Raw genomic sequence first — 25100 nt, forward strand, 5'->3', positions numbered from 1 at the left:
GATGCACGCAAGCAAACGCAGTCGCCGCGATGGCGAGATGTACGGATGTTTCCGCAAGATTCCGCTGGCCGCCGCGGTGGCGCTGGCGTTCGCCGCGCCGGCCTGGGCGCAGGAGGCCGCGCCGCCTCCGCTGCCGCAGAAGGACCGCGAGGCGCGCACCCTCGACACGGTCACGGTGACCGCGCAGAAGCGCGAGGAGAACCTGCAGAAGGTGCCGATCAGCCTGCAGGTGCTGGGCAACCAGCAGCTCGAACAGCAGAACGTCGCCTCGTTCAGCGACTACGCCAAGCTGATCCCCAGCCTGAGCTACGGCACCGCCGGCGGCGGCGTGTTCTCCGGGCCGGGCTTCGTGCAGGTGTACATGCGCGGCGTCGCCAGCGGCGGCGACGGCAACCACTCGGGCTCGCAGCCCAGCGTGGGCATGTACCTCGACGAGCAGCCGATCACCACCATCCAGGGCGCGCTCGACATCCACATGTACGACATCGACCGGGTGGAGGCGCTGGCCGGCCCGCAGGGCACGCTGTACGGCGCCAGCTCGCAGTCCGGCACGGTGCGCATCATCACCCGCAAGCCCGATCCGTCCGGCTACTCCGCCGGCTTCGCGGTGGAAGCCAACGCCATCGACGGCGGCGGCATCGGCCACGTGCTGGAGGGCTTCGTCAACCTGCCGATCAAGGAGAACACCGCGGCTGTGCGCCTGGTCGGCTGGCAGAAGCACGACGCCGGCTACGTGGACAACCTGCACGGCACCCGCACCTATCCGACCTCGGGGATCGTGGCCGACAACGCCGACCTCGCCGAGAAGAACTACAACACCGCCGACACCGCCGGCCTGCGCGCCGCGCTGAAGCTCGACATCAACGACCGCTGGACGGTCACACCGCAGCTCATCGCGCAGAAGCAGAAGGCCTACGGCAGCGCCGGCATCGACCCGCTGGTCGGCAGCGCCGCCGCCGGCTACGACGCTTCCAGCGGCGAGATGGCGGTCAAGCACTTCAACCCGGAGTTCTCCGACGACCGCTGGTGGCAGGCAGCGATGACGGTGGAAGGCCGGATCGGCAACTTCGACCTGACCTACGTGTTCTCGCACTTGAAGCGCGATGTCGATTCCGCCTCCGACTACAGCGACTACGGCTACTGGTACGACGCCAACGCAGGCTACGGCGCGTACTTCTACGACAACAACGGCGACCTCATCAATCCGGCCCAGTACATCAACGCCACCGACGGCTACGAGCGCACCAGCCACGAACTGCGCATCGCCTCGCCGCAGGACAACCGCGTGCGGGTGGTGGCCGGGCTGTTCTGGCAGCAGCAGAAGCACAACATCCACCAGCGCTACCGCGTGGACGGGCTGGCGGACGACCTGTCGGTGAGCGGCTGGCCGGAGACCATCTGGCTGACCGAGCAGGATCGCCGCGACCGCGACCAGGCGGTGTTCGGCCAGATCAGCTTCGACGCCACCGACAGGCTGGAACTGACCGCGGGCGGGCGCTGGTTCCGCTCCGAGAACGGGCTGAAGGGTTACTTCGGTTTCGCCAACGGCTACTCCTCAGGTAGCAATCTGGACCCGGTGGACCGCTACGGCGAAGCGGGCTGCCTGGCGCAGTACGGCGCCCCGTCCAACTGGGAGTCGTACGACGGCGCACCGTGCAAGGTGTTCGACAAGGGCATCAAGGAGCACGATGCCACCTATCGGCTCAACGCCACCTGGAAGATCGACGACAGCAAGCTGGTCTACGCCACCTGGTCGCAGGGCTACCGCCCCGGCGGCATCAACCGCCGCGGCACGCTGCCGCCCTACGTGTCGGACTTCCTGACCAACTACGAGGCGGGCTGGAAGACTTCCTGGGCCGACGGCACCCTGATCTTCAACGGCGCGGTGTTCCGCGAGGACTGGAAGGACTTCCAGTTCTCCTACCTCGGCCAGAACGGCCTCACCGAGATCCGCAATGCCAACCAGGCGAGGATCGACGGCATGGAGCTGGACCTGACCTGGGCCGCCACCTACAACCTGCAGTTCACCGGCAGCTTCGCCTGGTACGACGCCAGGCTGACCCAGAACTATTGCGGCGCGGCGTCGCCGATCACGGGGGAAATCATCGTCGACTGCCCGCCGGGCAGCGTGGTCGACGGCGTTTCCTTCCCGGATGGTCCGCAGGCCGCCGCGGGCACTTCGTTGCCGGTCACGCCGCGCTTCAAGGGCGCGCTGAACGCCCGCTACACCTTCGAGCTGGGCGAGGGCGAGGCGTACTGGCAGGCGTCGCTGTCGCACGCCGGCACGCGGCGCGTGGACATGCGCACGGCGGAAACCGCGCTGCTGGGCTACCTGGACAGCTACACGCTGCTCGACCTGTCGGCCGGCTGGCGCAAGGACAGCTGGTCGGTGGACGTGTTCCTGAAGAACGCCACGGACGAGCGCGCGCAGATGAGCCGCTTCGCCCAGTGCGCGGCGCTCACCTGCGGCAGCGAGCCGTACACGGTGATCGCGCAGCCGCGCACGCTGGGCATCCGGGTCAGCAAGGAGTTCTGACCGGATCGGCAGGTGCATGCGCGGTAACGAAGAAGGCGGCCCGATGGCCGCCTTCTTTCTTCCTGGCGCCGGCTTGCTCCGCGGTCGCGCTAGCCTTCGTCGTGCTCGAACTCGACCACGATGTCGAGGTCAAACGCCAGCGCCTCCACCGCCTGCCGCACCTTCTGCGCGGTGGCGTCGTTCGGGGCGTCGATCTCCAGTTCGTGGCTGTCCGGGCCCTGCACGTCGCTCAGGCCGGCCGAACTGGAATCGGGATCGTCCATGTGCGGCATCAGGTCGTCGATTTCCTCGACGTGCTCGATGCCGTCCAGGCTCTGCAACAGGTTGGTGATCGCGCGGACATCGTCCTCGCTGCCGGTCAGGCGGATGCGCATCAGGGACATGGCGTGGGCTTCCGGTGGGGGGAAGCGCAGGCTAGGCGGACGCGGGCGAACGCGGGGTGATGGCGTGCCGCGAAGGGACGCGGCGCGCCGGTGGATCGATTACTTCGCCTCGCGCACCGGCAGCGGCACGTTGCACAGGTCGATGTGGCCGGCCGGCTGGGTGTAGAAGTCGTCCACCCGGTTGCGGCGCGCCTCGGTGGCGTCGACGAACGCCCGGCTGTCGGTGCGCAGCAGCTGCAGCGGCGTGCGCTGCGCTTCCGGCACCTCGCTGGCGAGCTTGATGGAGACGATCGGCGCGCGCTGCTCCGGCTTCTCGTAGAAGCCCATCGGCGCCGGGCCGCGCGGGATCACGCTGAGCAGCTCCATGCCCTTGACCACCCGGCCCACCACGGTCAGCTGGTGGTCCAGCGCGCGCGGGGCCTGGCCGATGACGACGTAGAGCTCGGCGCCGATGCTGCTGTCCGGCGGATTGCTGCGGCCGGCGCCGACCACGCCGTAGCAATGGGTCATCCACAGCTTGCCGGTCTTCGGATCGCGCGCCGCCGGCATGCCGTCGGCGAAGCCGATCTGCGGCGCCCAGCCGTCCACGTCGGGCAGGCGGTCGAAGCGCACGCCCTTGTCGCTGCGGGTGAACTCGGCGGGCAGATGCGTCTTGGTGCCCTCGGGATACGGCTTGGCCTTGCCAGCCTCGTCGCCGTCGGGATCGCCGAACTGCACCACGAAGTTGTCCTGCGAGCGATAGATGTTCAGCCCGTCCCAGAACCCGCCCTTCGCCATCGTCCGGATGTTGGCGACGTGCTCCGGCGCGAAGCCGGGCGCGAGTTCGATGACCACGCGCCCGCCCGGAAGCTCCATATACAGGGTGTTGGCCGGGTCGAGGTCGCGCCAGTCGCTGGCCGGCGCGGCGTCGATGATGTCCTGCGCGGACTTGCGCGGCTGCGGCTTTGCCGCGTCGGCCGCGATGGCGGGCGCGGCGATCAGGGCGGCAAGGGCGAAGGCGGGCAGGGTTCGGCGCATGGCGGCATCCTCGGCGAAAGCGCCAAGCATAGCCCGCCGCGCGCCGGCGCCGCGGTCAGTGGGTGGTGCGCTTGTGCCCGCTGCCGGACTTCTTGCCGCCGCCGTCCTGCTTGTTGACGGTGGCCCAGGCGATGCGCTCGGCGGCTTCCTTCGAGCGCCCTTCCTTGCGTTCGCTGCTTTCGATGTGCGCCGCCTGGCGCTTCTGCTTGTCGGTGTAGGCGGATTTGTCGCCGCGTGGCATGGCCGTGCTCCGGTCGGGAAGGCCGAGACTGCGCCCGCGCGCGTCGCCGCCGCGTGACGGCGGCGCTGAATGCGGGTGCGGCCTAGCGGCGCTTCGGCGCGGGCCTCTTCGCTGCCGGCTTGCCCGCGTGCGCGGCGATGAAGGCGCGCACCTGCGGATACACCTGCGTGCGCCAGCGGCGGCCGCTGAAGATGCCGTAGTGGCCGGCGCCCTGCACGGTCAGGTGCTTGCGGTCCTGCTCGGGGATGCCGGTGCACAGCTTGTGCGCGGCGCGGGTCTGGCCCTGGCCGGAGATGTCGTCCAGCTCGCCTTCGACCGTGAGCAGCGCGCAGTCCCTGATCCGCGACGGATCGACGCGCTCGCCGGCCACGTCCCACAGCCCGCGCGGCAGCAGGTGCTCCTGGAACACGGTGCGGATGGTGTCGAGGTAGTACTCGGCCGGCATGTCCAGCACCGCGTTGTACTCGTCGTAGAACTTGCGGTGCGATTCGGCCGAGCTGAGGTCGCCCTTCAGCAGGTCCTGGTAGAAATCCCAGTGCGACATGCCGTGGCGCTCCGGATTCATCGCCACGAAGCCCATGTGCTGGAGGAAGCCCGGATACACGCGGCGGCCCGCGCCCGGATAGTTGGCCGGCACGTTGTGGATCACGTTGTTCTCGAACCACCACAGCGGCTGGCGGGTGGCGAGGTTGTTGACCGCGGTGGGCGATTCGCGGGTGTCGATCGGCCCGCCCATCATCGTCATCGACTTCGGCAGCGGCTCGCCGCGCGCGGCCATCAGCGAGATCGCCGCCAGCACCGGCACGGTGGGTTGGCAGACGCTGACCACGTGCAGGTTGTCGGTGCCGATGTGGCGGATGAATTCCTGCACGTAGGCGATGTAGTCGTCGAGATGGAACGGCCCGATGCCGGCCGGCACCATGCGCGCGTCGGTCCAGTCGGTGACGTAGACCTTGTGGTCGGCCAGCAGGGTGCGCACGGTGTCGCGCAGCAGGGTGGCGTGGTGGCCGGACAGCGGCGCGACCACCAGCACGACGGGGTCGTCCTTCATCCGCGCCAGCCCGTCGGCCTGGTCGTGGTAGCGCTTGAAGCGCAGCAGGCGGCAGAAGGGCTTTTCCAGCGCGACGCGTTCGACCACCGGAATCGACAAGCCCTCGACGTCGATCTGGTGGATGCCGAATTCGGGCTTCTCGTAGTCCTTGCCCAGCCGGTACAGCAGCTCGAACGCGGCGGCGGTGCGCTGCGCGCCGGGCATGTTGGCCAGCCAGCTGTCGTGGGCGGAATACATCTTGGCGCCGGCGTCGGCCCAGTAGGTATAGGGCGCGAGGCCCGCGCGCCAGAGTTCGTGCAATTGGTACAGCAGCATCGTGTTGGTTCGACCCGGATTGCGGCGATGCAGCATAACGTATTGATCCTGTCGGACCGTGACGTAGTTGGCGGTTCGCGCCCTCAGTCCGGCAGTTCCAGCGACGTGGCGTGCGGCACCAGCGCGGGCGACAGCCAGCAGTGCGAGCCCAGCGGGCGCAGGCCGAGCGCGCGCAGGCGCTCGCGGTAGAAGGCGGCGCTGCGCTGCTTGAAGTCGTGTTCGTCGCCCTCCGCGCCGTCGCCGCGCGCGAACGCTTCGATGAAGGCGACGCCGCCGCACAGCTCGGCCAGCGCGGGCAGGCCGCGGTCGAGTTCGCGCGCGTCGAGGTAGTGCAGCACGTCGCTGCACACCAGCAGGTCGGCGGGCGGGCAGGGCCGCAGGTGCTCGAAATCGGCGAAGCGCGCGAAGCGCAGGTTGCGGCGGCGGCCGTGGCGGGCGATCGCGTAGTCGCTGCTGTCGAAGCCGAGATAGCTGACCTTGGGGCGCAGCTTCAGCAGCGGCGCGCGCCATGCGCCTTCGCCGCAGCCGATGTCCAGCACGCTGCGGATCGGCCGCTCCAGGTGGTATTCGGCGGTCGCCACCGCAAGCTGCACCTTGCGCGCCAGGCGCGCGGCGTGGCCGATGCCGCCGTGGCGGTACCACTTGTCGAAGTAGGCGCGGTCGTAGGTCTTGGTCATGGTGTGTTGCTCGTCATTCCCGTTTTCAGATCCGTCACTCCCGCTTCCCCGCTCGTCACTCCCGCGAAGGCGGGCGTCCAGCTTCAGCTTTGCCCGGGCGGAAGGCAAAATCAAAGGCTGGATCCCCGCCTTCGCGAGGATGACGAGCAAATGCATGGCCTACCTGCTGACCAAGACCTTCCACCTGGTATTCGTGATCGCGTGGATGTCGACGGTGTTCTACCTGCCGCGCATCCTCGTCAACATCGCCGAGGCGGGCGACGCGCCGGACGTGCGCGCGCGGCTGGTGCTGATGGGGCGGCGGCTGTACCGCTTCGGCCACACCATGTTCGGCATCGCCTTCCTGCTGGGCCTGGCACTGTGGCTGCATTTCCACATCGCCGGCGGCTGGCTGCACGCCAAGCTGGCGCTGGTGGTGCTGATGATGACCCACTACAGCGTCGCCGGGCGCTGGCTGAAGGGCGTGGACGCCGGCAGGCCGCTGCCCTCGTCGAAGGCGCTGCGCTGGTTCAACGAGGTGCCGGTGCTGCTGCTGGTCGCGATCGTCTGGCTGGTGCTGGCGAAGCCGTTCTGAGGGCCCGATGAAGCCCCTCTCCCTCCGGGAGAGGGGTTGGGGTGAGGGTTCGGTGAGGCGATGAATGTTCAAGCGTCACCGCACCCTCATCCGCCCTTCGGGCACCTTCTCCCGGAGGGAGAAGGAAGCGACGGTCATTCGGGCTTGAAGTCGCCCGACCGAGGCAATTCCACCGGCACGCCGTTGCCGTCGCACAGCCGCTTCGCGCACAGCGCCTCGCGCAGGCGCGGGGTGGCCTGCACGACGATGTGGTAGATCGCGTTCTGCTCCAGCGAGCCGCGCACCGCGTCGCTGCCGGGGCCGCGCGCCCAGATGCCGACGTCGTCGCCGCCGTGGCTTTCGCCGCTGAGCGGCACCAGCGCTTCCTGCATGTAGTCCGGATCGGCGGTGTCGACGTCGGTCAGGTCGGGGCGGCCATTGGCCGGCGCCAGCAGCTGCTTCGGCCAATGCGGGTGGCGCTTGGGGCCGGCCGGCTGTTCCTCGCTGGCGCCGGTGTTGCCGGGGCCGTTGGCGTAGACGAGGGTGGTGTAGGGCTTGCCGCTCAGGTCCAGCGCCAGCTTGCCCGGCTCGCCGTCGAAGCTGTTGCTGCCGCGCACCTTGCCGAGGATCGGGTTGCCGCGCGCGGGGTAGCCGACGAAGGTCAGGGTGTGCGCGTGGTCGGCGGTGACCAGGATCAGGGTGTCGTCGGCCGAGGTCGCTTCCGCCGCCGCGCGCACCGCGTCGGAGAAGGCGATGGTTTCGTCCAGCGCGCGGAAGGCGTTGCCCTCGTGGCTGGCCATGTCGATCTTCGCGCCCTCGACCATCAGCACGTAGCCGTTGCCGCCGCGCGACAGGTGGGCGATGGCGACGCGGGTCATGTCGGCCAGGCTCGGCTCCACCGCGCCGTTGGCGCTGCGGTCGTGGTCGAATTGCAGGTGGTCGTAGTTGAACAGGCCGAGCACGCTGGGCGCGTTCGCGGCGGCGGCGAGCTGGGCGGCATCGGTGGCGTAGGCGCCCTGCGGGTGCGCGCCGCGCCATTCGGCGATCAGGTCGCGGCCGTCGCGGCGCAGGCCCTTCTTGTCCGGCTGCTGCGGGTCGGCCTGCGCGACGGTCAGGAACTCCTTGCGGCCGCCGCCGAGCACGATCGACGGGCCGCGCCCGTCCCGCGTCGCCTCGATCAGCTGGCGGGCGATGTCCTTGCAGCCTTCGGCCACGGCCTGTTTCGGCAGCGCTGCGTCGTTCTCCCAGTTGCGGTTGGGCACGTGCGCGTAGGTGGCGGCAGGGGTGGCGTGGGTGATCCGAGCGGTGGTGACGATGCCGGTGGCCATGCCGGCGGCGTCGGCCAGCTCCAGCCAGGTCTGCGCCTGCCTGCCGAGGCTGCCGGCGCAGTCGTTCTTGTCGCCGGCATAGACGCCGATCGCGCCCATGTGCGACTTCACCCCGGTGGTGATGGCGGTCATGGTGCCGGCGGAATCCGGCGTCTGCGAATCGGTGTTGTAGGTCTTGCTGAGCGCGGTGGCGGGGAAGTTCTCCCAGCTCAGCCGGTTCTCCTCGCCGCTGCCGCCCTTGCGCTGGCCTTCGAGGATGCGCGCGGCGGCCACCGTGGGCAGGCTCATGCCGTCGCCAAGGAACACGATCACGTTCTTCGCGCGGCCAGCCGTCGCGCCGCGCGCGGCGGCCTGCGCGGCGCCGTCGCGGTACCACCAGGCGGGCGTTTCGCCGGAAGGATGGGCGACGGCGGGCACGGCCACGTGCAGGCCGGCCGACTGCGGCACGGGCGGCGCGGCGGCGGGGACGGCGGTGGGCGCGGTGCTGGCGCAAGCGGCGAGGGCGAGGCCGCAGGCCGGCGCCAGCAGGCGGAAGCGGGGGCGGAAATGCGTTTTCGTCATCGGCGCATTATGAATGCTTGGGGTGTCCGCAGTGTTGCGGCCATGGCGCTGACGCGGAATGCCGCGCTCGGGTATCGTGCGATCCGGCCTTCACCCGGATTGCCCGCATGTTCGACTGGTGGTTCCGCATCAAGTTCTGGAAGCGCGTCGTGCTCGGCTTCGTGCTGGGCGCGCTGGCCGGCTGGGCGTTCGGCAAGGATGCGGAAACCTGGTTCGGCCCCATCGGCGACCTCTACGTCACCCTGATCATGATGATCGCGGTGCCGCTGGTGTTCTTCGCGGTGATCAACGCGGTGGCGTCGCTGAGCGGGCAGAAGTCGATTGCCGCGCTGGCTGGGCGCACCTTCCTGTGGTTCGCGCTGACCGCGGTTCTGGCGGTGGGCGTGGGCCTGCTGTTCGGCTGGATCGTGCAGCCGGGCAGCGGCGTCGAAAAGCTGAAGATGGCCGCCGACTACACCCCGAAGGAGGTGCCGGGCGCGCTGGACATGCTGCTCAACCTGGTGCCGTCCAATCCGTTCCAGGCGCTGGGCGGGGCGGCGAGCGCGAAGCTGGCCGACGGCACCAAGGTGCTGGTCCCGCGCAGCGGCACGGTGCTGCAGGTGATCTTCTTCGCCGGGTTGGTCGGCTTCGCGATGGTGAAGCTGGGCGAGAAGGTCGCCGGCATCCGCAAGCTGGTCGGCGAGGCCAGCGACGTGATGATCCAGGTGACCCGCTACGTGCTGGAGTTCACCCCCTTCGGCACCTTCGGCCTGATCGCCGCGCTGGTCGGCGGCTACGGCTTCGAGCAGCTGCGCCCGCTGCTGAGTTTCGTGGTGGCGCTGTACTTGGCCTGCGCCTTCCACATCGTGGTCGTGTACAGCGGGCTGCTGCTGGCGCACGGGCTGAACCCGCTGAAGTTCTTCCGCGGCGCCGCGCCCGGCATGCAGGTGGCGTTCGTGGCGTCGAGCAGCTTCGCCGCGCTGCCGGCGTCGCTGCGCAGCGTCACCCATAACCTCGGCGTCGACAAGGACTACGCCGCGTTCGCGGTGCCGCTGGGCGCGACCATCAAGATGGACGGCTGCGGCGCGATCTACCCGGCGCTGGCGGCGGTGTTCATCTCGCAGTACGCCGGCATCGAGCTGTCGCTGTCGCAGTACCTGATCATCGCGCTGGCCTCGGTGCTGGGCAGCTTCGGCACCGCCGGCGTGCCGGGCACGGCGGTGATCATGGCGACGGTGGTGCTGTCGGCCGCCGGGCTGCCGCTGGAGACCATCGGCTACCTGTACGCCATCGACCGGGTGCTGGACATGATGCGGACCATGACCAACGTGACCGGGCAGATGCTGGTGCCGGTGCTGGTGGCGCGGGAGACCGGGATGCTGGACCGGGCGGTGTACGAGGCCGCGCCGACCAACGTCGGCCTGCGCGAGGGCGACGCCGCCGACGCGGACTGACCGGCCGATCGACGCCAGTCATCAAGCAGTGCCGGTCGATAGCCGTTAAGCTGGAGTGATGAACGACGTTCCATCCCCTTCCGACGCGCTGGACGCGGCCGATCTCGACGGCTACTACGACAAGTTCTACGTCCACGACGCGGGCGAAATCCGCCACCACCTGCGGCGGCTGGCGGGGGATCGCTGCGCCTTGACCGTGCGCGCCGAGAACAGCCCGGACGGCATGGCGACGATGCTGCTGCAGGTCGAGGGCGACGCGCTGTGGATCGACGTGCCCTCCACCCGGCGGATGCTGGACGCGTGGCTGGGCTCGCACCTGCTGCGCATCGAGGGCAGCATCGACCGCGCCGCGCTGCGCTTCTCCAGCGGCCCGGCGCGGCTGGACGAGCACGAGGGCAAGCCGGCGCTGCGGGTGCCGATTCCGGAGCGCATGCTCTACCTGCAGCGGCGCGAGTTCATGCGCCGCGAGCCGCCGACCGGCAGCCTGGCCTGTCACCTGCGGCTGGAGGACGGACGCGAGGTCCAGGCCAGCATCCGCGACATCGGCGGCGGCGGGCTGGCCATCGTCGCCACCCGCTCGGCGGTGGAGTTCAAGATCGGCGAGGTGCTGACCGGCTGCCGGATCGAGCTGCCGGAGCTGGGCGAGGTGGAGGTGAACCTGCAGATCCGCCACGTCGTCGTCCGCAGCCACCTCGGCCTCGATGCCGCCCAGGCCGGCTGCGAATTCGTCGATCTGGCTCCTTCGGCGCAGCGCAAGCTGTTCCGCTACCTGATGCAACTGGATCGCGACCAGCTGGCGCGCAGGCGCTGGCTGGAGTCCTGAGCGGCGCGACCGCGCGAATGATCGAAACCCGCCTGATGGCGGGTTTTTTGTTGCCGCCGCGGGCTGCGCAGCGAGGCGGGAGACCGGCGTGGATGAACACGGGTCGATCGCGTGAATTAACTGCATCGCCGGGAAAATTTTTCCGGCCAATGGCGCGTCACGAGCGGCCGACGGATGATCTTCCTCACGGGCGCTTCGCCACAATCGCGATGCGATCCGGCACCGGCCGGACGCTGGCGACGAGGAGGCGGAATGATCGCAACGCTCCTGCAACAGGCGGGGGAGGCCGATGCGCGGGCCTCCGCATTGCCGACCGAAGTGGCCGCCATCGACTGCGGCGAGGCGGCGCAGCGGGCGCCGCACGAACTGGCCGCGCTGCGCTTCGCCGCCGGCCGGCTGGCGGCGCTGTTCGGCGCGCAGCACGTGGCGGCCGTGTCCGGGCTACCGGCGGCCGGCCGCTACTGGATTCCCGTCTCCACACTGTCGCGCCGCGCCGCCGAGGTGCTCGGGATCGCCGACGGCCTGCAGCTGTGGGGCGGCATCGTGCCGGCGCCGTTCATGGCCACCAAGCTGGTGAGCCATTCGCGCCGCAGCCGGCACGCCGCCGCGCCCGCGGGCTGGATCGACATCATGGGGCTGGAGGACTGCACGCTGCCCGGCTGGTCGGCGTTCGGGCGCGAGGACATCCTCGCCGCCGGCCTCGACCTGCTCCGCGGCGGCCACGTCCGCCTGAAGTGCCCGTACGAGCGCGGCGGCCACGGCCAGCACGTGGTCCGCGGCGAGGAGGAACTCGCGCACTGGCTCGGTTCGACGCCGCCGCAGGTGCTGGACGAGGGCGTGGTGCTGGAACGCGACCTGATGGAGTCGGTGACCTACAGCGTCGGCTTCAGCCTGCTGCCGGGCGGGCACGGCATCGCCTACGTGGGCACGCAGCGCAACGTCGCCGCGCCGACGGGCGAACTGGTGTACGGCGGCTCGCGGCTCGAACTGGTGCGCGGCGGCCTGGCAGAGCTCGAAGAGTCGCTGGAGGAAGGCAAGCCCAAGGCCGCGGTGCGCGCGGCGATCCGCTACGACGCGGTGATCCGCCACACCTACGGCGTGGTCGCCTCGCGCTGCAACTATGACGTCATCGCCGGCGTCGACCGCGTGGGGCGGCGGCATCTCGGCGTGCTGGAGCAGTCGTGGCGCTTCGGCGGCGCAAGCATGGCGGAACTGCTGGCGATCGAGCGCTTCGCGGCGCAACCGGACTTGCAGCGGGTGGTCGCCGAGACGGTGGAAACCTACACCGGCGAAGCCGCGCCCGCGGATGCGTTCGTCTACTGGCGCGGCGGCGCGGGCGCGCCGTGCAAATACGCGCGCATCGTCGAGGACGCGCCCGCGACGGAGTGAGCGCGACGCGTCGCGCATGCGCCGCGCGCGGCGGAATTACATTTCCTCGACACCGGGTTGCGTACAACGGATGCCATGCCCGATGCCGACATCGCCGCGCGGCTTCCCGCGCCTCCGCCGCTGTCCGACGACTGCGCCCTGTTCCTGGACGTGGACGGCTGCCTGCTCGATTTCCACGACGACCCCGCCAGCGTGCGCGCGGAGCCGCCGCTGGTCGCGCGCCTCGACGCCATCGCGCGGCGGCTCGACGGCGCGCTGGCGCTGGTGAGCGGGCGCAGCATCGCCAGCCTCGACCGGATGTTCGCGCCTGGCGCTTTCGCGGCCGGCGGGTTGCACGGACTGGAGCGGCGCGCCGCAGGGTCGATGCCCGCGCCCGAGGCCGCGGTGCCGGCCTTCGACCGCGCGGCCTGGACGAAGCTGGTCGCCGACGCGCGCGCCTGGATGGCCGGCCATCCGCGCGCGGTGGTGGAGGACAAGCAGCGGACGCTGGCGCTGCACTGGCGCGCCGCGCCCGAGGCCGAAGGCGATGCGCGCGCGTTCGCGGCGCTGGCGCTGGCGCGATTGCCGGGCTACCAGCTACAGCCCGGCAACCGGGTGCTGGAGCTGCGCCCTGCCGGCGCGGACAAGGGCGGCGCGATCGCGGCTTTCCTGAGCGAGCCGCCGTTCGCCGGCCGCACGCCGGTGTTCGCCGGCGACGATCTGACCGACGAGCCCGGCTTCGCGCTGGTCAACGAGCGCGCCGGCATCAGCATCGTGGTCGGCGACCGCCGGCCGACGCAGGCGGCGTACCGGCTGGCCGATCCCGCCGGCGTGCGCCGCTGGCTGGAGCAGTGGCCGGGCGACGGACGGGAGGCATCGGCATGAGCGAAGCCGACGGCGGCATGCAGACGCTCGACTTGGGCGTGGTCGGCAACGGCAGCTTCGCGGCGCTGATCGACGCGCGGGCGCGGGTGGTCTGGGGCTGCCTGCCGGCGTTCGACGGCGACCCCGCCTTCTGCGCGCTGCTGTCGCCGCGCGAGCACCCGGGCGGCGACTTCGCCATCGAACTGGAGGATTTCGAGCGCGCCGAGCAGGCCTACATCCCCAACACCGCCGTGCTGCGCACGGTGCTGCACGACAGCCGCGGCGGCTCGGTGGAGATCCTCGACTTCGCCCCGCGCTGGCGGCAGAACGCGCGCTTCTACCGGCCGGTGTCGCTGGTCCGCCGGATCACGCCGCTGGCGGGCGCGCCGCGCATCCGCGTGCTGGTGCGGCCGCTGGCGGAGTGGGGCGCGCGCGTGCCGGAGACGACTTGGGGCAGCAACCACGTCCGCTGGCTGCTGCCGCAGATGACCCTGCGGCTGACCACCGACGCGCCGCTGCGCTTCGTCCGCGACGGCCTGCCGTTCGTGCTCAACCACCGCATGCATCTGGTGCTGGGGCCGGACGAACCGCTGGCGCGTTCGATCGACGGCTATGTCGAGGAGGCGGTGAACCGCACGCTGGACTACTGGCGCGAATGGGTGCGCTACCTGTCGATCCCGCTGGAGTGGCAGGAGGCGGTGATCCGCAGCGCGATTACCCTCAAGCTGTGCCAGTACGAGGACAGCGGCGCGATCATCGCGGCGATGACGACCTCGATCCCGGAAGCGCCGGGCTCGTCGCGCAACTGGGACTACCGCTACTGCTGGCTGCGCGACGCCGGCTTCGTGGTGCGCGTGCTCAACCGGCTGGGCGCGACCCGCAGCATGGAGCAGTTCCTGCACTACATCTTCAACATCGCCACCCACGACGGCAGCCTGCAGCCGCTGTACGGGATCGCGTTCGAGAAGGAACTGACCGAGGAGGACGTGGCCTCGCTGGCCGGCTACCGCGGCGTCGCTCCGGTGCGGCGCGGCAACCTGGCGTGGCTGCAGAAGCAGCACGACGTGTACGGCAGCGTGGTGCTGGCGACCACCCAGCTGTTCTTCGATCAGCGGCTGGTCGATCCCGGCGACATCGGCACCTTCGCCCGCCTGGAGCCGCTGGGCGAACGCGCGTTCGCGCTGCACGACGTGCCCGACGCCGGCCTGTGGGAGTTTCGCGGCCGCGCCGAAGTGCACACCTACACTGCGGCGATGTGCTGGGCGGCCTGCGACCGGCTGGCGCGGGTCGCGGCCAAGCTCGGCTTGGCCGAACGCTCGGCGTACTGGCGCGAACGCGCGGAGCGGGTGCGCGAGAAGACCCTGGAGCGCGCGTGGCGGGAGGACGCCGGTCACTTCAGCGCCTCGTTCGAAAGCACCTACCTCGACGCCTCGCTGCTGCTGCTCGCCGACATCGGCCTGCTGCCGGCCGACGACCCGCGCTACGTCGCCACGGTGGAGGCGATCGGGCGCGAGCTGCGCCGCGGCGAGGGGCTGTTCCGCTACGTCGCGCCGGACGATTTCGGCGTGCCGGAAACCAGCTTCACCATCTGCATGTTCTGGTACATCGACGCGCTGGCGGCGATCGGCCGGCAGGAGGACGCGCGGCAATTGTTCGAGCGCATCCTCGCCCGCCGCAATCACCTCGGCCTGCTGTCGGAGGACATGGCGTTCGAGGACGGCGAGGCCTGGGGCAACTTCCCGCAGGCGTATTCGCACGTCGGCCTGATCATGGCGGCGATGCGGCTGTCGCGGCCGTGGACGGAAGCGCTGTGAGCCGGCTGGTGGTGGTGTCCAACCGGGTGGCGCTGCCCGGCGAGAGCGCGGCCGGCGGCCTCGCGGTCGGCTTGCAGGCGGCGCTGGAGGCGCGCGGCGGGCTGTGGTTCGGCTGGAGCGGCAAGACCGTGCGCGAGGACAGCGGGCAATTGCACGAGGCGGCCGAGCGCGGCATCCGCTACGTCACCCTCGACCTGTCGCGGCAGGACGTGGCCGCCTACTACAACGGCTTCTCCAACCGCACGCTGTGGCCGCTGCTGCATTTCCGGCTGGACCTGGTGGATTACGCCCGCGAAACCCGCGCCGGCTACCACCGCGTCAACGCGCTGTTCGCCGACCGGCTGGCGCCGTTGCTGCGCGACGACGACACCGTGTGGATCCACGACTATCACCTGATCCCGCTGGCTGCGTTGCTGCGCGAGCGCGGCGTCGGCTGCCGGATCGGCTTCTTCCTGCACGTGCCGATGCCCTCGGCCGACATCGCCGCCTCGCTGCCCGACCACGCGCGCCTGTTCGGCGCGCTATACGCGCACGATCTGCTCGGCTTCCAGACCGAACGCGACGCCGAGCGCTTCCGCAGCTACGCGCGCCTGTTCGGCGGCGCCACGCCGGCCGGCGACGGCCACCTGCGCCTGCCCGACGGGCGCACGCTGCGCGTCGCCGCGTTTCCCATCGGCATCGACACCCGGCGCATCGCCGAGCACGCCGCCGCGGCGGCGTCGAAGCCGGCGGTGCGCAAGCTGCAGGCCAGCCTGGGCGGGCGCAAGTTGGCCATCGGCGTGGATCGCCTCGACTATTCCAAGGGCCTGCCGGAACGCTTCCGCGGATTCTCGCGCTACCTGGAGCGCTATCCCGAAGATCGCGGCCGGCTGACCTTCCTGCAGATCGCCCCGGTCTCGCGCGGCGAGGTGCAGGAGTACCGGCTGCTGCGCGACCAGCTGGAAGGCATCGCCGGCCACATCAACGGCCTGCACGCCGATCCAGAATGGACGCCGCTGCGCTACGTCAACCGCAACTTCGGCCACGCCACCCTGACCGGGTTCTACCGGATGGCGTCGATCGGCGTGGTGACGCCGCTGCGCGACGGCATGAACCTGGTGGCGAAGGAATACGTCGCCTCGCAGGACCCGCAGAATCCGGGCGTGCTGATCCTGTCGATGCTGGCCGGCGCCGCCGCCGAACTGGAAGGCGCGCTGCTGGTGAACCCCTACGACCTCGACGGCGTCGCCGACGCGTTCGCGCGCGCCGCGGCGATGCCGCTGGCCGAGCGGCGCGAGCGTTGGGACGCGATGATGCGGCCGGTCGAACGCAACGACATCCACGCCTGGTGCGCGGGCTTCCTCGACGCATTGCAGGCGGAGCCGCCGGCCTCGCGCTGAAGCGTTTTTCCCTAGTTGCTGCCGCGCGCGCGCCGCTGCTGCTTGTCGTCGCGCACCTTCTCGGCGGCGATCGCGCCGCGCGTGCCGACGATCATCTCGGTCATCCAGGTCACCAGCACGTTGGTGTACTGGCGCTGCGCCGGTTTCTCGCTGAAGCCGTGGTCGGCGTCGGCAATCAGCCGGCGGGTCAGCGACTTCGCCGCGCAGAACGCGCGCGCGTAGTTGTCGATGACGGGCTGCGGCACGATCTCGTCGTGCTCCGCCTGCACCAGCAGCGCGTCGCCTTTGAAGCGGGAGCAGGCACGCAGCGCCAGGTTGTCGGCGGCGGCGACGTCGCGGCGGCGGTAGCGGAACAGTTCCGGGTCGTCGTGCAGGCGCGCCTTCGGCACGTCCCAGTCGCGGTCGAGGTAGAGCGCGGGCGAGCGCAGCGCCATCCAGCGCACCGGCCGCATCGCCGAGAGCAGCGCGGCCAGGTAGCCGCCGTAGCTGACCCCGACCAGCGCGATCGCGCCCGCGTCCACCTGCGGCTGGGCGGCCAGCCAGTCGTAGGCGGCGCACAGGTCCTGCAGGTTCTGCGCGCGGGTGATGGTGTCCTTGCGCGCCGCGTTGGCGCGGTGCCCGCGCAGGTCGAAGGTCAGGCACACGCTGCCGAGCGCGGCGACCTGGCGGGCGCGGCTGAGATCCTGCTCCTGATTGCCGCCCCAGCCGTGCACGAACAGGATGCCGGGCAGCTCGGGCTTCGGCGCCAGCAGGGTGGCCTGCAGCGCGTCGTCCTGTTCGACGAGGATCGAGAACCGGTCGAGCCTGACGTCCATTGCGGAATGCGGCGAGCCGTCCGCGCTCACGTCACTTCGCGCCCACCGGCGAAACGTAGTCCAGATCGGCCGCGCCGGCCTCGGCCATCGCCTCGCGCAGCGCGGGCAGTTGCTCGTCCTCGATGTCGGCCAGCACCAGCACGCGACCGGCCTGGATCTCGTCGTCGAACTGCTGGCGCACCGGATCGGGCAGCGCGGCGCCCATCAGCGCCGACGACCAGCCGCCCACCAGCGCGCCCATCGCGCCGATGGCGACCGCGCCGGCGAGGGTGACCCCGAACGGTGCGAACGCCACCGCCGCCAGGCCCGCCAGCAGGCCGGTGGCGCCGCCGAGTTCCATGCCGCGCACGGCGGCGGGCACCGAGTCGGTGTCGGCTTCCTTCAAGGTGTCGGGGATGCGGTCCATCTCGACGTCGGAGCGGGCCACCAGCGAGATGGCGTCGTTGCCGATGCCGCGCATGTGCAGCGCGGCGATCGCCTTGCGCGCATGCGCCATCTCCTGGGTGCTGTACACGTGCCGATGCTTCATGTCGCGCCTCCTCACGCAGGGGGAAGCCGCACCATGCGCCCGCCGCGGTGAAGGGCGCGTCAGTCGAAGCGGTTCCGGACGCGGCGTCGGAAAAGCTTTCCCGCTGCGGCAGCATTTGCACGGAACGGATCGCCGAACGCCGCATGGCCGCTTGTTTTCAGGCGGGAACGGCGGTTGCATGGAAGCGGACGGGCACGTCCCGTCCTTCCCCCACGTCAAGGAGCATTCCCATGGCACAGCAGCAGAACAACCAGCAGGGCAGCAAGAACGACCGCGACGACAAGAACCAGCAGGACAAGATGCACGCCGGCCGCCAGGGCAACCCGGATCAGCAGCGCGATTCGCAGGGCCAGTTCACCGAAGGCCGCGGCAAGAACGACGACGGCAACCGCAACAACCGCTGACGCCGTGCGCCGGGCGGACGCTCGCGCCTCCGCCCGGCGCGCTCACTTCTCGGAGACCGCAATGAACGACATGTATTCGCGGGACGAGTACACGAACGGGTTCAGGTCGACTTATCAGGACGCGTCGTATTACAAGTCCGGCCGGAGCTGGGACGACTACGAGCCGGCCTACCACTACGGCTACGACCGCTACGGCGAACTGCGCGGCCGCCGCTGGAACGACGTCGAGAACGATCTGGAATCGGGCTGGGAACAGGCCAAGGCCAAGAGCCGTCTGGCCTGGGCCGAAGCCAGGGATGCAGTGCGCGAAGGCTGGCACAAGCTGGAACGGGCGATGCCCGGCGATGCGGATCACGATGGACGTTAGCCCAGCGCAACGCAGGCGAAGGAACGCCGGATAGTGCGGTTGCGGTTGTCCCGACGGAAGCCGCCGCCTCCTCGCCGCACGCAAGGTGCAGGGACCGCACCTGACGCCCGCCACGCCTCCAGGCGTGGCGGGCTTTTATCTGTACGAGGAAAGCGGATGCGCATGCGGCGCGCACCGCTTGCCGCGTGGCGCGAAGCCTCCGTCGAAGGAGGCTCCGCATGGCGGATCAGTGCGGCAATCCCGGCTTGGACACGTGCGTGACCACTTCGGCGGTGGCCGCGTCCTTGCCGGCGCGGGCCAGGTCGGCGATGGAGACGATGCCGGACAGCCTGCCGTCGCCGTCCACGATCGCGACCCGGCGGATCTTCTCGATCTCCATCAGATTGGTGCAGTCGTAGAGGCTGCTGTCGGCGTTGACCGTCTTGCACGGCGCGCTCATGGCGTCGCCGGCGACGGTGTTCTGGTCGAAGCGGCCGGCGGCCACGATGCGCACCGCCACGTCGCGGTCGGTGACGAAGCCCAGCGGCTTGCCGTCCATGTCGACGACGGGAATGCCGCCGCAATCGTGGTCGATCATCAGCCGCGCCACCGCGTGCAGCGGCGTGTCGATGCGGCAGCAGGCGGGATTCGGGGTCATCACGGAACTGACGGTCTGCATGGGTGTCCTCCTTGTGGGGTGTGCAGCATCGCGCAGCCCGGGTTGCATCGACGTGAACGCTGGAACCCTTGGGCGCGCTCGCTTTCAGGGCGTCCGGCGATGCGCGGGGAAGCGCGTAATCGATGCGCGCCGATGCAGGCAATGCATGGCCGCGCGCGGGCGAACGGCGCCGGGACGGGCGTTCACGGCTGGCACGGTATTTGCGCCAACACCGGAGACGCGGGCCCGCAACTGGACGACAGCCCGGCCGCGTTGACCGCGCGTACACGCGCCTCGTTTTACAACGAACGACGCCCCCCACGAGGAGATCCACCATGGCCAAGAAGGTCGAGAGCAGCCAGGTCCACGAATTGCTGTTGCAGGCGCTGGAGACGGAACGCGGCGGTATCCGGATCTACACCGCCGCCGTGCAGGCGGCGCAGAACGACGACCTGCGCAAGGAGTGGGAGCACTACCTGGAACAGACGCGCAACCACGAGCGCGTGCTGACCAACGTGTTCGCGGAACTCGGCATGGATACCGAGGAATCCAGCCCCGGCCGCGAGGTGGTGGCCGGTCTCGGCAAGGCGTTGGTGGGCTCGATCGAGTCGGCGATGGCGAAGGCCGATCCGGCCGGTGCCGAGCTGGTCGCCGCCGAATGCGTGGTGCTGGCGGAAACCAAGGACCACCAGAACTGGGAGCTGATCGGCAAGGTCGCCGAGGCCGGCGGCGCCGGCGCGAAGGTGCTGAAGCAGGCGGTCGAAGCGGTGGAGCACGAGGAGGACGAGCACCTCTACCACACCAAGGGCTGGTGCCGCGAACTGTGGATCCAGTCGCTCGGCATGCCGGCCGTGCTGCCGCCGCCGGAGGAAGTGAAGAAGGTGCAGACCGCGATCGGCGCGGCGCGCGCCGAGCACGCGCGCGACCAGATGATGTGACGACGCGCGCGGCGTGAGCCTCGTCGACTACCGGCGCAAGCGCGAGTTCTCGAAGACGCGGGAACCCGCGCCCGGTCGCGCCGCCGCGCACGGCAAGCGCGCGATCTTCGTGGTGCAGCTGCACCACGCCTCGCGCCGCCACTACGACTTCCGCCTGCAGGTCGGCAACGTGCTCAAGAGCTGGGCGGTGCCGAAGGGGCCGAGCTACGACCCGGCGGTCAAGCGGATGGCGGTGGAGGTCGAAGACCATCCGCTGGCCTATGCCGGCTTCGAGGGCGAGATCCCGAAAGGCCAGTACGGCGGCGGCCACGTCGCGCGCTTCGACCAGGGCTACTGGTCCACCGAGGGCGACGCCGAGGCGCAATTGGCCAAGGGCCATCTGCGCTTCGAGCTGTTCGGCGACAAGCTCAAGGGCGGCTGGCATCTGGTGCGTTCCGGCAAGCCGGGCCGGCAGGTGCAGTGGCTGCTGTTCAAGGACCGCGACGGCCATGCCGGCACGCTGGAGGCGGACGATCTGCTCGGCGACGTCACCAAGGCGCCGGCCGAAGACGTCAAGCGCGCCGGCGCGGGCAAGCCGGCGAAGGCGCGCAAGACGTCCGCGCCGCCGGCCAAGGCCCGGCGCAAGCGCGACTGGTCGAAGCGCGCGCTGCAACTGCCGGGCGCGAAGAAAGCGCGCTTCCGCGGCGGCTTCTTCGCCCCGCAATTGGCGCGCCTCGGCGACGCGCCGCCGCAGGGCCCGGAGTGGCTGCACGAGCTCAAGTGGGACGGCTACCGCCTGCTGGTCGCGGTGGTCGACGGCAAGGCGCGGCTGTATTCGCGCAACGCGCTGGACTGGACGCCGAAGCTGCCGGAGATCGTGGCCGCGGTCGAGGCGCTGAAGCTGGACAGCGCCGCGCTCGATGGCGAACTGATCGCCGGCCGCGGCACCAAGGACGACTTCAACCTGCTGCAGGCGACTCTGGCCGGCGAGAAGAACGCCAGCCTGTCGCTGGTGCTGTTCGACCTGCTGCACCTGGATGGCGTGGACGTGTCCGCCGCGCCGCTGGCCGCGCGCAAGGCGCTGCTGGAAGCCGTGCTGGGCACGCCGCCGCCGCACCTGGCATACAGCTCGCACATCGCAGGCGAGGGCGAGCGCGCCTGGCAGCTGGCGCGCGAGCAGGGCTTCGAGGGCATCGTGTCCAAGCGCGCCGACCGCGCCCATCACACGGGCCGTTCGCCGGAATGGCGCAAGACCAAGCATGTGCTCGCCGACGAATTCGCGGTGGTCGGCTACACCGCGCCGAAGGGCAGCCGCGTCGGCATCGGCGCGCTGCTGCTGGCGGCGCCGGAGGGGCGCGGCTGGCGCTACGTCGGGCGGATGGGCAGCGGCTTCGGCGATGCGCTGCTGCTGCAGCTCGCGAAGCGATTGGGCGAAGGCCGGCGCGAGCCGACCGCGCGGGTGGACGTGCCCGACCCGGAGCTGCGCCGCGCGCGCTGGGTCGCGCCGGAGATCGTGGTCGAGGCGTTCTACCGCGGCATCGGCGGCAACGGGCTGCTGCGGCAGGCGTCGCTGAAGGCGGTACGCTCCGACAAATCCGCGTCCGACCTGCGCGACAGCGACCGCGCGCCGGCACGCGCCGCAAGCGAGGGCAGGGCCATGAACGCGACGGAAGCGGCGGACGACATCGCCATCACCCATCCGGAGCGGGTGGTGTTTCCCGAGGACGGCATCCGCAAGCAGGACATCGCCGACTACTACCGCGCCATGGCGCGCTGGCTGTTGCCGGAGATCGCCGGCCGGCCGCTGTCGATCGTGCGCTGCCCGCAGGGCGCGGGCCGGCCCTGCTTCTTCCAGAAGCATCACGGCGCGGGGATGCGCCACGTGGACAGCGTCCGGCTGCGCGAGGAATCCGGCGAGCAGGAGGACTACCTGGTGGTGCGCGACGAGGCCGCATTGATGGAACTGGTGCAGTTCAATGCGCTGGAGTTCCATCCCTGGGGCGCGAAGGCGGACGCGCCCGAGCTGGCCGACCGCCTCGTGTTCGATCTCGATCCCGGCCCGGACGTGCCGTGGAAGGAGGTGGTCGCGGCGGCGCGCACGGTGCGCGCGCGGCTGGCGGAACTGCACCTCGAAAGCTGGCTGCGCACCTCCGGCGGCAAGGGCCTGCACGTGGTGGTGCCGCTGCGGCCGGCCTGCCCGTGGGAGCAGGCCAAGGCGTTCGCGCACGGCTTCGCCGACGCGCTGGCCGCCTCGGAGCCGCTGAAGTTCCTCGCCACCGCGTCCAAGCGGCTGCGCAAGGGCCGGATCTTCGTGGACTACCTGCGCAACGGCCGCGGCGCGACCAGCGTGGCCTCGTTCTCGCTGCGCGCGCGGCCGGGCGCGCCGGTGGCGATGCCGCTGCGCTGGGAGGAGCTGGGGCGGTTGAAGAGCGCGGCGCAGTTCACCCTGCGCAACGCGCCGGCGCGGATGCGGCGGCTGCGCGCGCATCCGTGGGAAGGGATCGACAAGGTGAAGCAGGATCTGTCCTGGCTCGACGCGCGTAGCTGATGTCGGGAGCCGGTTGGCTCGGTATCTGGACGCGGATCAACGCGGAAAAGGCGGATCAGGCAATAGCCGTTTGCATTCGTCCGATCCGCGTATTTCCGCGTTGATCCGCGTCAAAAAAAGCGTCGCCTCAAGTCCCGGTCTGCGAATGCGGCGCCTCGACCGGCTTGCTCTGCGGCGAATCCTTCTGCCGCAGCCAGATCGACAGCAGCACCAGCGCCAGCACGGCGAGGAATTCGCTCTGCCAGTTCTGCAAGGACTCGAACCAGAAGCGCGGTTCGCCGAGATAGGCCGGCAGCGTCAGCGGCAGCTCGCCTTTCAGCGCGCGCTCCACGTTATCGTCGCGCCAGCTGCCGCACAGGTGCAGCACGAACGAGAGCAGGAACAGCAGGCCGAACGCGATCGCCAGCGAATGCCCGTACAGCGTCTTCCACACGCCGCCCTTGCGCACCGGCCACGGCGTCGCGCCCGGATCGATCTCCGGCTCCTCGTCGGCCGGATCCAGCGGCCGCGATTCCGCCGAGCCCTTCTGTCGCAGCGACACCGTCAGCAGCACGTACATGCCCATCTGCAGGAATTCGCTTTCCCAGTTCTCGAACACCGCCGAGACGAAATGCCCGCTGTGCAGGTACGCGAGCAGCGACACGGCCTGCCCGCCGTCCTCGATCAACTGCTGGTTGTAGAGCCGGTGCCCGAACCAGGCCTGCCCGGCCAGCGGCAGCAGGAAGCAGGCCGTCAGCACCAGCGACAGGCCGTTCCGGATCCAGAAGGTGTCCTTGCGCATGCGTCCGTCTCCTCTCCGGTCGATCAGGGCCGCGGCGCGCTGCGGTCGTGCAGCCAGGCGCCGATCACGATCCACAGGCCGAGCAGGGTCGCGGCGAAGAAGAACCCCAGCGCCAGCGCGGGATAGCCGAACAGGCGCGCGCCGCCGCCGACCCGCATCATCAGCGCCGAGGCGAGGATCAGCGCGGCCACCACCACGCCGGCGGCGATGCGGTTGGCGATCTTCTGCAGGTTCTCCACCAGCTGCGTTTCCACCAGCCCGGTCAGCCGCACCTGCAGCCGGTTCTCGCCGAGGATCGACAGCAGCGACTCCACCTGCCGCGGCGCGGCGCGCACCATCGCGTGCAGGTCGTGCGCGGCGATCGCCACGTGGTTGCGCCCGAACGATTCGCGGACCCGTTCGACGGCGATGCCGGTGAGGTGCTCCTCCATGATCCGGCGCGCGTCCAGCGTCGGCGCCAGCGCCTGCCGCACCGCCTCCAGCCCGAGCAGCGCGCGCCCGAGCAGGCTCAGCTCCGGCGGCGGGCGCAGCGCGTGCCGCCCGGCGAGGCGGACGATGTCCAGCAGCAGGTCGCCTTCGGTGGGCGCGTGCTGCGACACGTAGTCGGACACCACGCGGGCGATGTCGCGGCGGAAGCCCGCGGCGTCGAAGCCGGGCAGCGGCAGGCCGATCGCCACCGTCTCGTCGGCCACTTCCTCGCCGCGGCCGTCGACCAGCGCGGTGAACATCCGCATCAGCCGCGCCTGCCGTTCCGGTGAGACCGGCACCAGCAGGCCCAGATCGACCACGGCCAGGCAGCCGTCGGCGGTGATCAGGAAATTGCCCGGATGCGGATCGGCATGGATCTCGCCGTGCAGCAGGATCTGGTCCAGGTAGGCGCGGATCAGCGCGGCCACCAGCGCCGCGCCGGTTTCCGGATCGGCGCAGCCGGGGACGAGGTGGCGGCCGTGCGCGAACTCCATGGTCAGCACGTCGCGGCAGGTGTGGCCGCGGATCGGCTGCGGCACCCACAGCCCGGGATAGCGGCGGAAGTGCGCGGCGAAGCGCCGCTGGTTGTCGGCTTCGACGCAGTAGTCGAGTTCGTCCTCGAGGCCGCGGCGGAACTCGCCGATCCAGTCGCGGAAGCGCAGCCGGCGGCCGAGCGGGGTGAGGCGGTCCGCCCAGGCGGCGATGCGCGCGAGCAGATCGAGGTCGCGCAGCATCTCCGCCTCCGCGCCCGGACGCTTCACCTTGACCGCGACCTCGCGCCCGTCGTGCAGCGTTGCGCGATAGACCTGCGCCAGCGAGGCGCTGCCGACCGGCACCGGGTCGATGCGCAGGAACAGCATCGGCAGCGGCGCGCCCAGCGCGGTTTCGATGGCCGGCTGGATGCGGCTCCACGGCAGCGGGGTGACGTCGTCGCGCATCCGGCCGAGCGCGCGGACCACGGCGGGCGACAGCCATTCGGCGCGGGTGGACAGCGCCTGACCGATTTTCACGAAGACCGGGCCGAAGGCTTCCAGTTCGCGGACGAAGGCCTGCGCGACCGCATCCGCCCGCGGCTCCGGCAGATCGGGCTTGCCGGTGCCGAGCGCGCCCAGCCGCCAGTAACGGAACAGGAACCGCACCACCCGCCAGCCGCGCGAGAACGTGCCGGTGGCCGGTGCGTGCGGTTGGACGTGGGCGTCTTGAAGAGGCTGCGCGTTCATCGCCACAGTAGAGCCGCGCGCGGCGGGAAGACGCCGTGAACGCCGGGCATGTCGACGCGATGGAGCCGGCA

Annotated in this window: 22 protein-coding genes and 1 pseudogene; 12 read left to right on the forward strand and 11 right to left on the reverse strand. The window is 70.5% G+C overall.

Translation table 11 applies throughout. From position 1 onward, the window contains the following. Position 1 precedes the first annotated feature (1 nt). Positions 2-2536 carry a TonB-dependent receptor gene (locus H9L17_RS13520; protein ID WP_246455096.1) on the forward strand — a complete coding sequence of 845 codons (2535 nt, stop codon included), beginning with the start codon at positions 2-4 and terminating at the stop codon, positions 2534-2536. An 89-nt stretch (positions 2537-2625) separates the two neighbouring features. Here the strand turns inward: H9L17_RS13520 and H9L17_RS13525 are convergent, their stop codons facing one another. From H9L17_RS13525 to H9L17_RS13545, 5 genes and pseudogenes are all read right to left on the reverse strand, one after another. Beyond that, positions 2626-2919: a hypothetical protein gene (locus H9L17_RS13525; RefSeq protein WP_187569941.1), complete on the reverse strand. Its 294-nt coding sequence runs from the start codon at positions 2917-2919 to the stop codon at positions 2626-2628. A 99-nt stretch (positions 2920-3018) separates the two neighbouring features. After that, entirely contained in the window at positions 3019-3936 is a 918-nt protein-coding gene (locus H9L17_RS13530; protein WP_246455097.1) for a peptidylprolyl isomerase, read from the reverse strand. Positions 3937-4006: 70 nt separating this feature from the next. Beyond that, positions 4007-4177: pseudogene (locus H9L17_RS13535) on the reverse strand (HupB); the annotation flags it as partial. Between the two features lie 82 nt (positions 4178-4259). Beyond that, a complete protein-coding gene (locus H9L17_RS13540) occupies positions 4260-5540 on the reverse strand; it encodes a polyhydroxyalkanoate depolymerase (protein ID WP_187571979.1) in 1281 nt (426 codons plus the stop codon). Positions 5541-5626: 86 nt separating this feature from the next. Continuing rightward, entirely contained in the window at positions 5627-6220 is a 594-nt protein-coding gene (locus H9L17_RS13545; RefSeq protein WP_187569944.1) for a class I SAM-dependent methyltransferase, read from the reverse strand. Between the two features lie 154 nt (positions 6221-6374). On the opposite strand from H9L17_RS13545, the gene H9L17_RS13550 reads away from it, so the two are divergent. Beyond that, entirely contained in the window at positions 6375-6794 is a 420-nt protein-coding gene (locus tag H9L17_RS13550; RefSeq protein WP_187569945.1) for a CopD family protein, read from the forward strand. A gap of 134 nt (positions 6795-6928) precedes the next feature. Here the strand turns inward: H9L17_RS13550 and H9L17_RS13555 are convergent, their stop codons facing one another. Then, a complete protein-coding gene (locus H9L17_RS13555; RefSeq protein WP_187569946.1) occupies positions 6929-8662 on the reverse strand; it encodes an alkaline phosphatase in 1734 nt (577 codons plus the stop codon). A gap of 107 nt (positions 8663-8769) precedes the next feature. Between H9L17_RS13555 and H9L17_RS13560 the strand changes: the two genes are divergently transcribed. The 6 genes from H9L17_RS13560 to otsA all read left to right on the forward strand — a co-directional run bounded on the left by H9L17_RS13560 (position 8770) and on the right by otsA (position 16343). Next, positions 8770-10095: a dicarboxylate/amino acid:cation symporter gene (locus H9L17_RS13560; RefSeq protein ID WP_187569947.1), complete on the forward strand. Its 1326-nt coding sequence runs from the start codon at positions 8770-8772 to the stop codon at positions 10093-10095. Positions 10096-10153: 58 nt separating this feature from the next. Further along, a complete protein-coding gene (locus H9L17_RS13565) occupies positions 10154-10918 on the forward strand; it encodes a flagellar brake protein (RefSeq protein WP_187569948.1) in 765 nt (254 codons plus the stop codon). A 252-nt stretch (positions 10919-11170) separates the two neighbouring features. Beyond that, on the forward strand, positions 11171-12307 hold the full coding sequence (locus H9L17_RS13570) for a DUF3182 family protein (RefSeq protein WP_187569949.1): 1137 nt from the start codon (positions 11171-11173) through the stop codon (positions 12305-12307). A gap of 75 nt (positions 12308-12382) precedes the next feature. Beyond that, positions 12383-13171 (forward strand): trehalose-phosphatase, encoded by a 789-nt coding sequence (gene otsB / locus H9L17_RS13575; protein ID WP_187569950.1) that lies wholly within the window; start codon positions 12383-12385, stop codon positions 13169-13171. 17 nt (positions 13172-13188) lie between these two features. After that, positions 13189-14964, forward strand: coding sequence for a glycoside hydrolase family 15 protein (locus tag H9L17_RS13580; protein ID WP_425507428.1), 1776 nt, complete (start codon positions 13189-13191; stop codon positions 14962-14964). Beyond that, positions 14961-16343 (forward strand): alpha,alpha-trehalose-phosphate synthase (UDP-forming), encoded by a 1383-nt coding sequence (gene otsA, locus H9L17_RS13585; RefSeq protein ID WP_187571980.1) that lies wholly within the window; start codon positions 14961-14963, stop codon positions 16341-16343. Before H9L17_RS13580 ends, otsA begins: the two co-directional genes overlap by 4 nt. Before the next feature lie 11 nt (positions 16344-16354). Here otsA and H9L17_RS13590 read toward each other — a convergent pair whose 3' ends face one another. Continuing rightward, positions 16355-17158, reverse strand: a complete 804-nt coding sequence (locus tag H9L17_RS13590) for an alpha/beta hydrolase family protein (RefSeq protein WP_187569952.1) — start codon at positions 17156-17158, stop codon at positions 16355-16357. Between the two features lie 31 nt (positions 17159-17189). Continuing rightward, positions 17190-17687, reverse strand: coding sequence for a hypothetical protein (locus H9L17_RS13595; protein WP_187569953.1), 498 nt, complete (start codon positions 17685-17687; stop codon positions 17190-17192). Positions 17688-17917: 230 nt separating this feature from the next. On the opposite strand from H9L17_RS13595, the gene H9L17_RS13600 reads away from it, so the two are divergent. Continuing rightward, the gene (locus H9L17_RS13600) at positions 17918-18091 is read left to right on the forward strand and encodes a hypothetical protein (RefSeq protein WP_187569954.1); all 174 of its coding nucleotides are present in this window, start codon (positions 17918-17920) and stop codon (positions 18089-18091) included. A 61-nt stretch (positions 18092-18152) separates the two neighbouring features. Further along, on the forward strand, positions 18153-18458 hold the full coding sequence (locus H9L17_RS13605; protein ID WP_187569955.1) for a hypothetical protein: 306 nt from the start codon (positions 18153-18155) through the stop codon (positions 18456-18458). A 226-nt stretch (positions 18459-18684) separates the two neighbouring features. Here H9L17_RS13605 and H9L17_RS13610 read toward each other — a convergent pair whose 3' ends face one another. Beyond that, entirely contained in the window at positions 18685-19116 is a 432-nt protein-coding gene (locus tag H9L17_RS13610) for a CBS domain-containing protein (protein WP_187569956.1), read from the reverse strand. Between the two features lie 314 nt (positions 19117-19430). Here H9L17_RS13610 and H9L17_RS13615 point away from each other — a divergent pair, with 314 nt between their 5' ends. Both H9L17_RS13615 and ligD read left to right on the forward strand, forming a co-directional pair. Next, positions 19431-20033: a DUF892 family protein gene (locus tag H9L17_RS13615; protein ID WP_187569957.1), complete on the forward strand. Its 603-nt coding sequence runs from the start codon at positions 19431-19433 to the stop codon at positions 20031-20033. A 13-nt stretch (positions 20034-20046) separates the two neighbouring features. Continuing rightward, entirely contained in the window at positions 20047-22560 is a 2514-nt protein-coding gene (gene ligD / locus H9L17_RS13620; protein ID WP_187569958.1) for a DNA ligase D, read from the forward strand. 127 nt (positions 22561-22687) lie between these two features. On the opposite strand, the gene H9L17_RS13625 is transcribed toward ligD, so the two are convergent. Next, on the reverse strand, positions 22688-23341 hold the full coding sequence (locus H9L17_RS13625; RefSeq protein WP_187569959.1) for a DUF6766 family protein: 654 nt from the start codon (positions 23339-23341) through the stop codon (positions 22688-22690). Positions 23342-23364: 23 nt separating this feature from the next. Then, a complete protein-coding gene (locus H9L17_RS13630) occupies positions 23365-25029 on the reverse strand; it encodes an ABC1 kinase family protein (protein WP_187569960.1) in 1665 nt (554 codons plus the stop codon). Between the last annotated feature and the right edge of the window lie 71 nt (positions 25030-25100).

Origin of the sequence: Thermomonas brevis (assembly GCF_014395425.1) — a bacterium.
In the GTDB taxonomy this organism is placed as follows: Bacteria; Pseudomonadota; Gammaproteobacteria; order Xanthomonadales; family Xanthomonadaceae; genus Thermomonas; species Thermomonas brevis.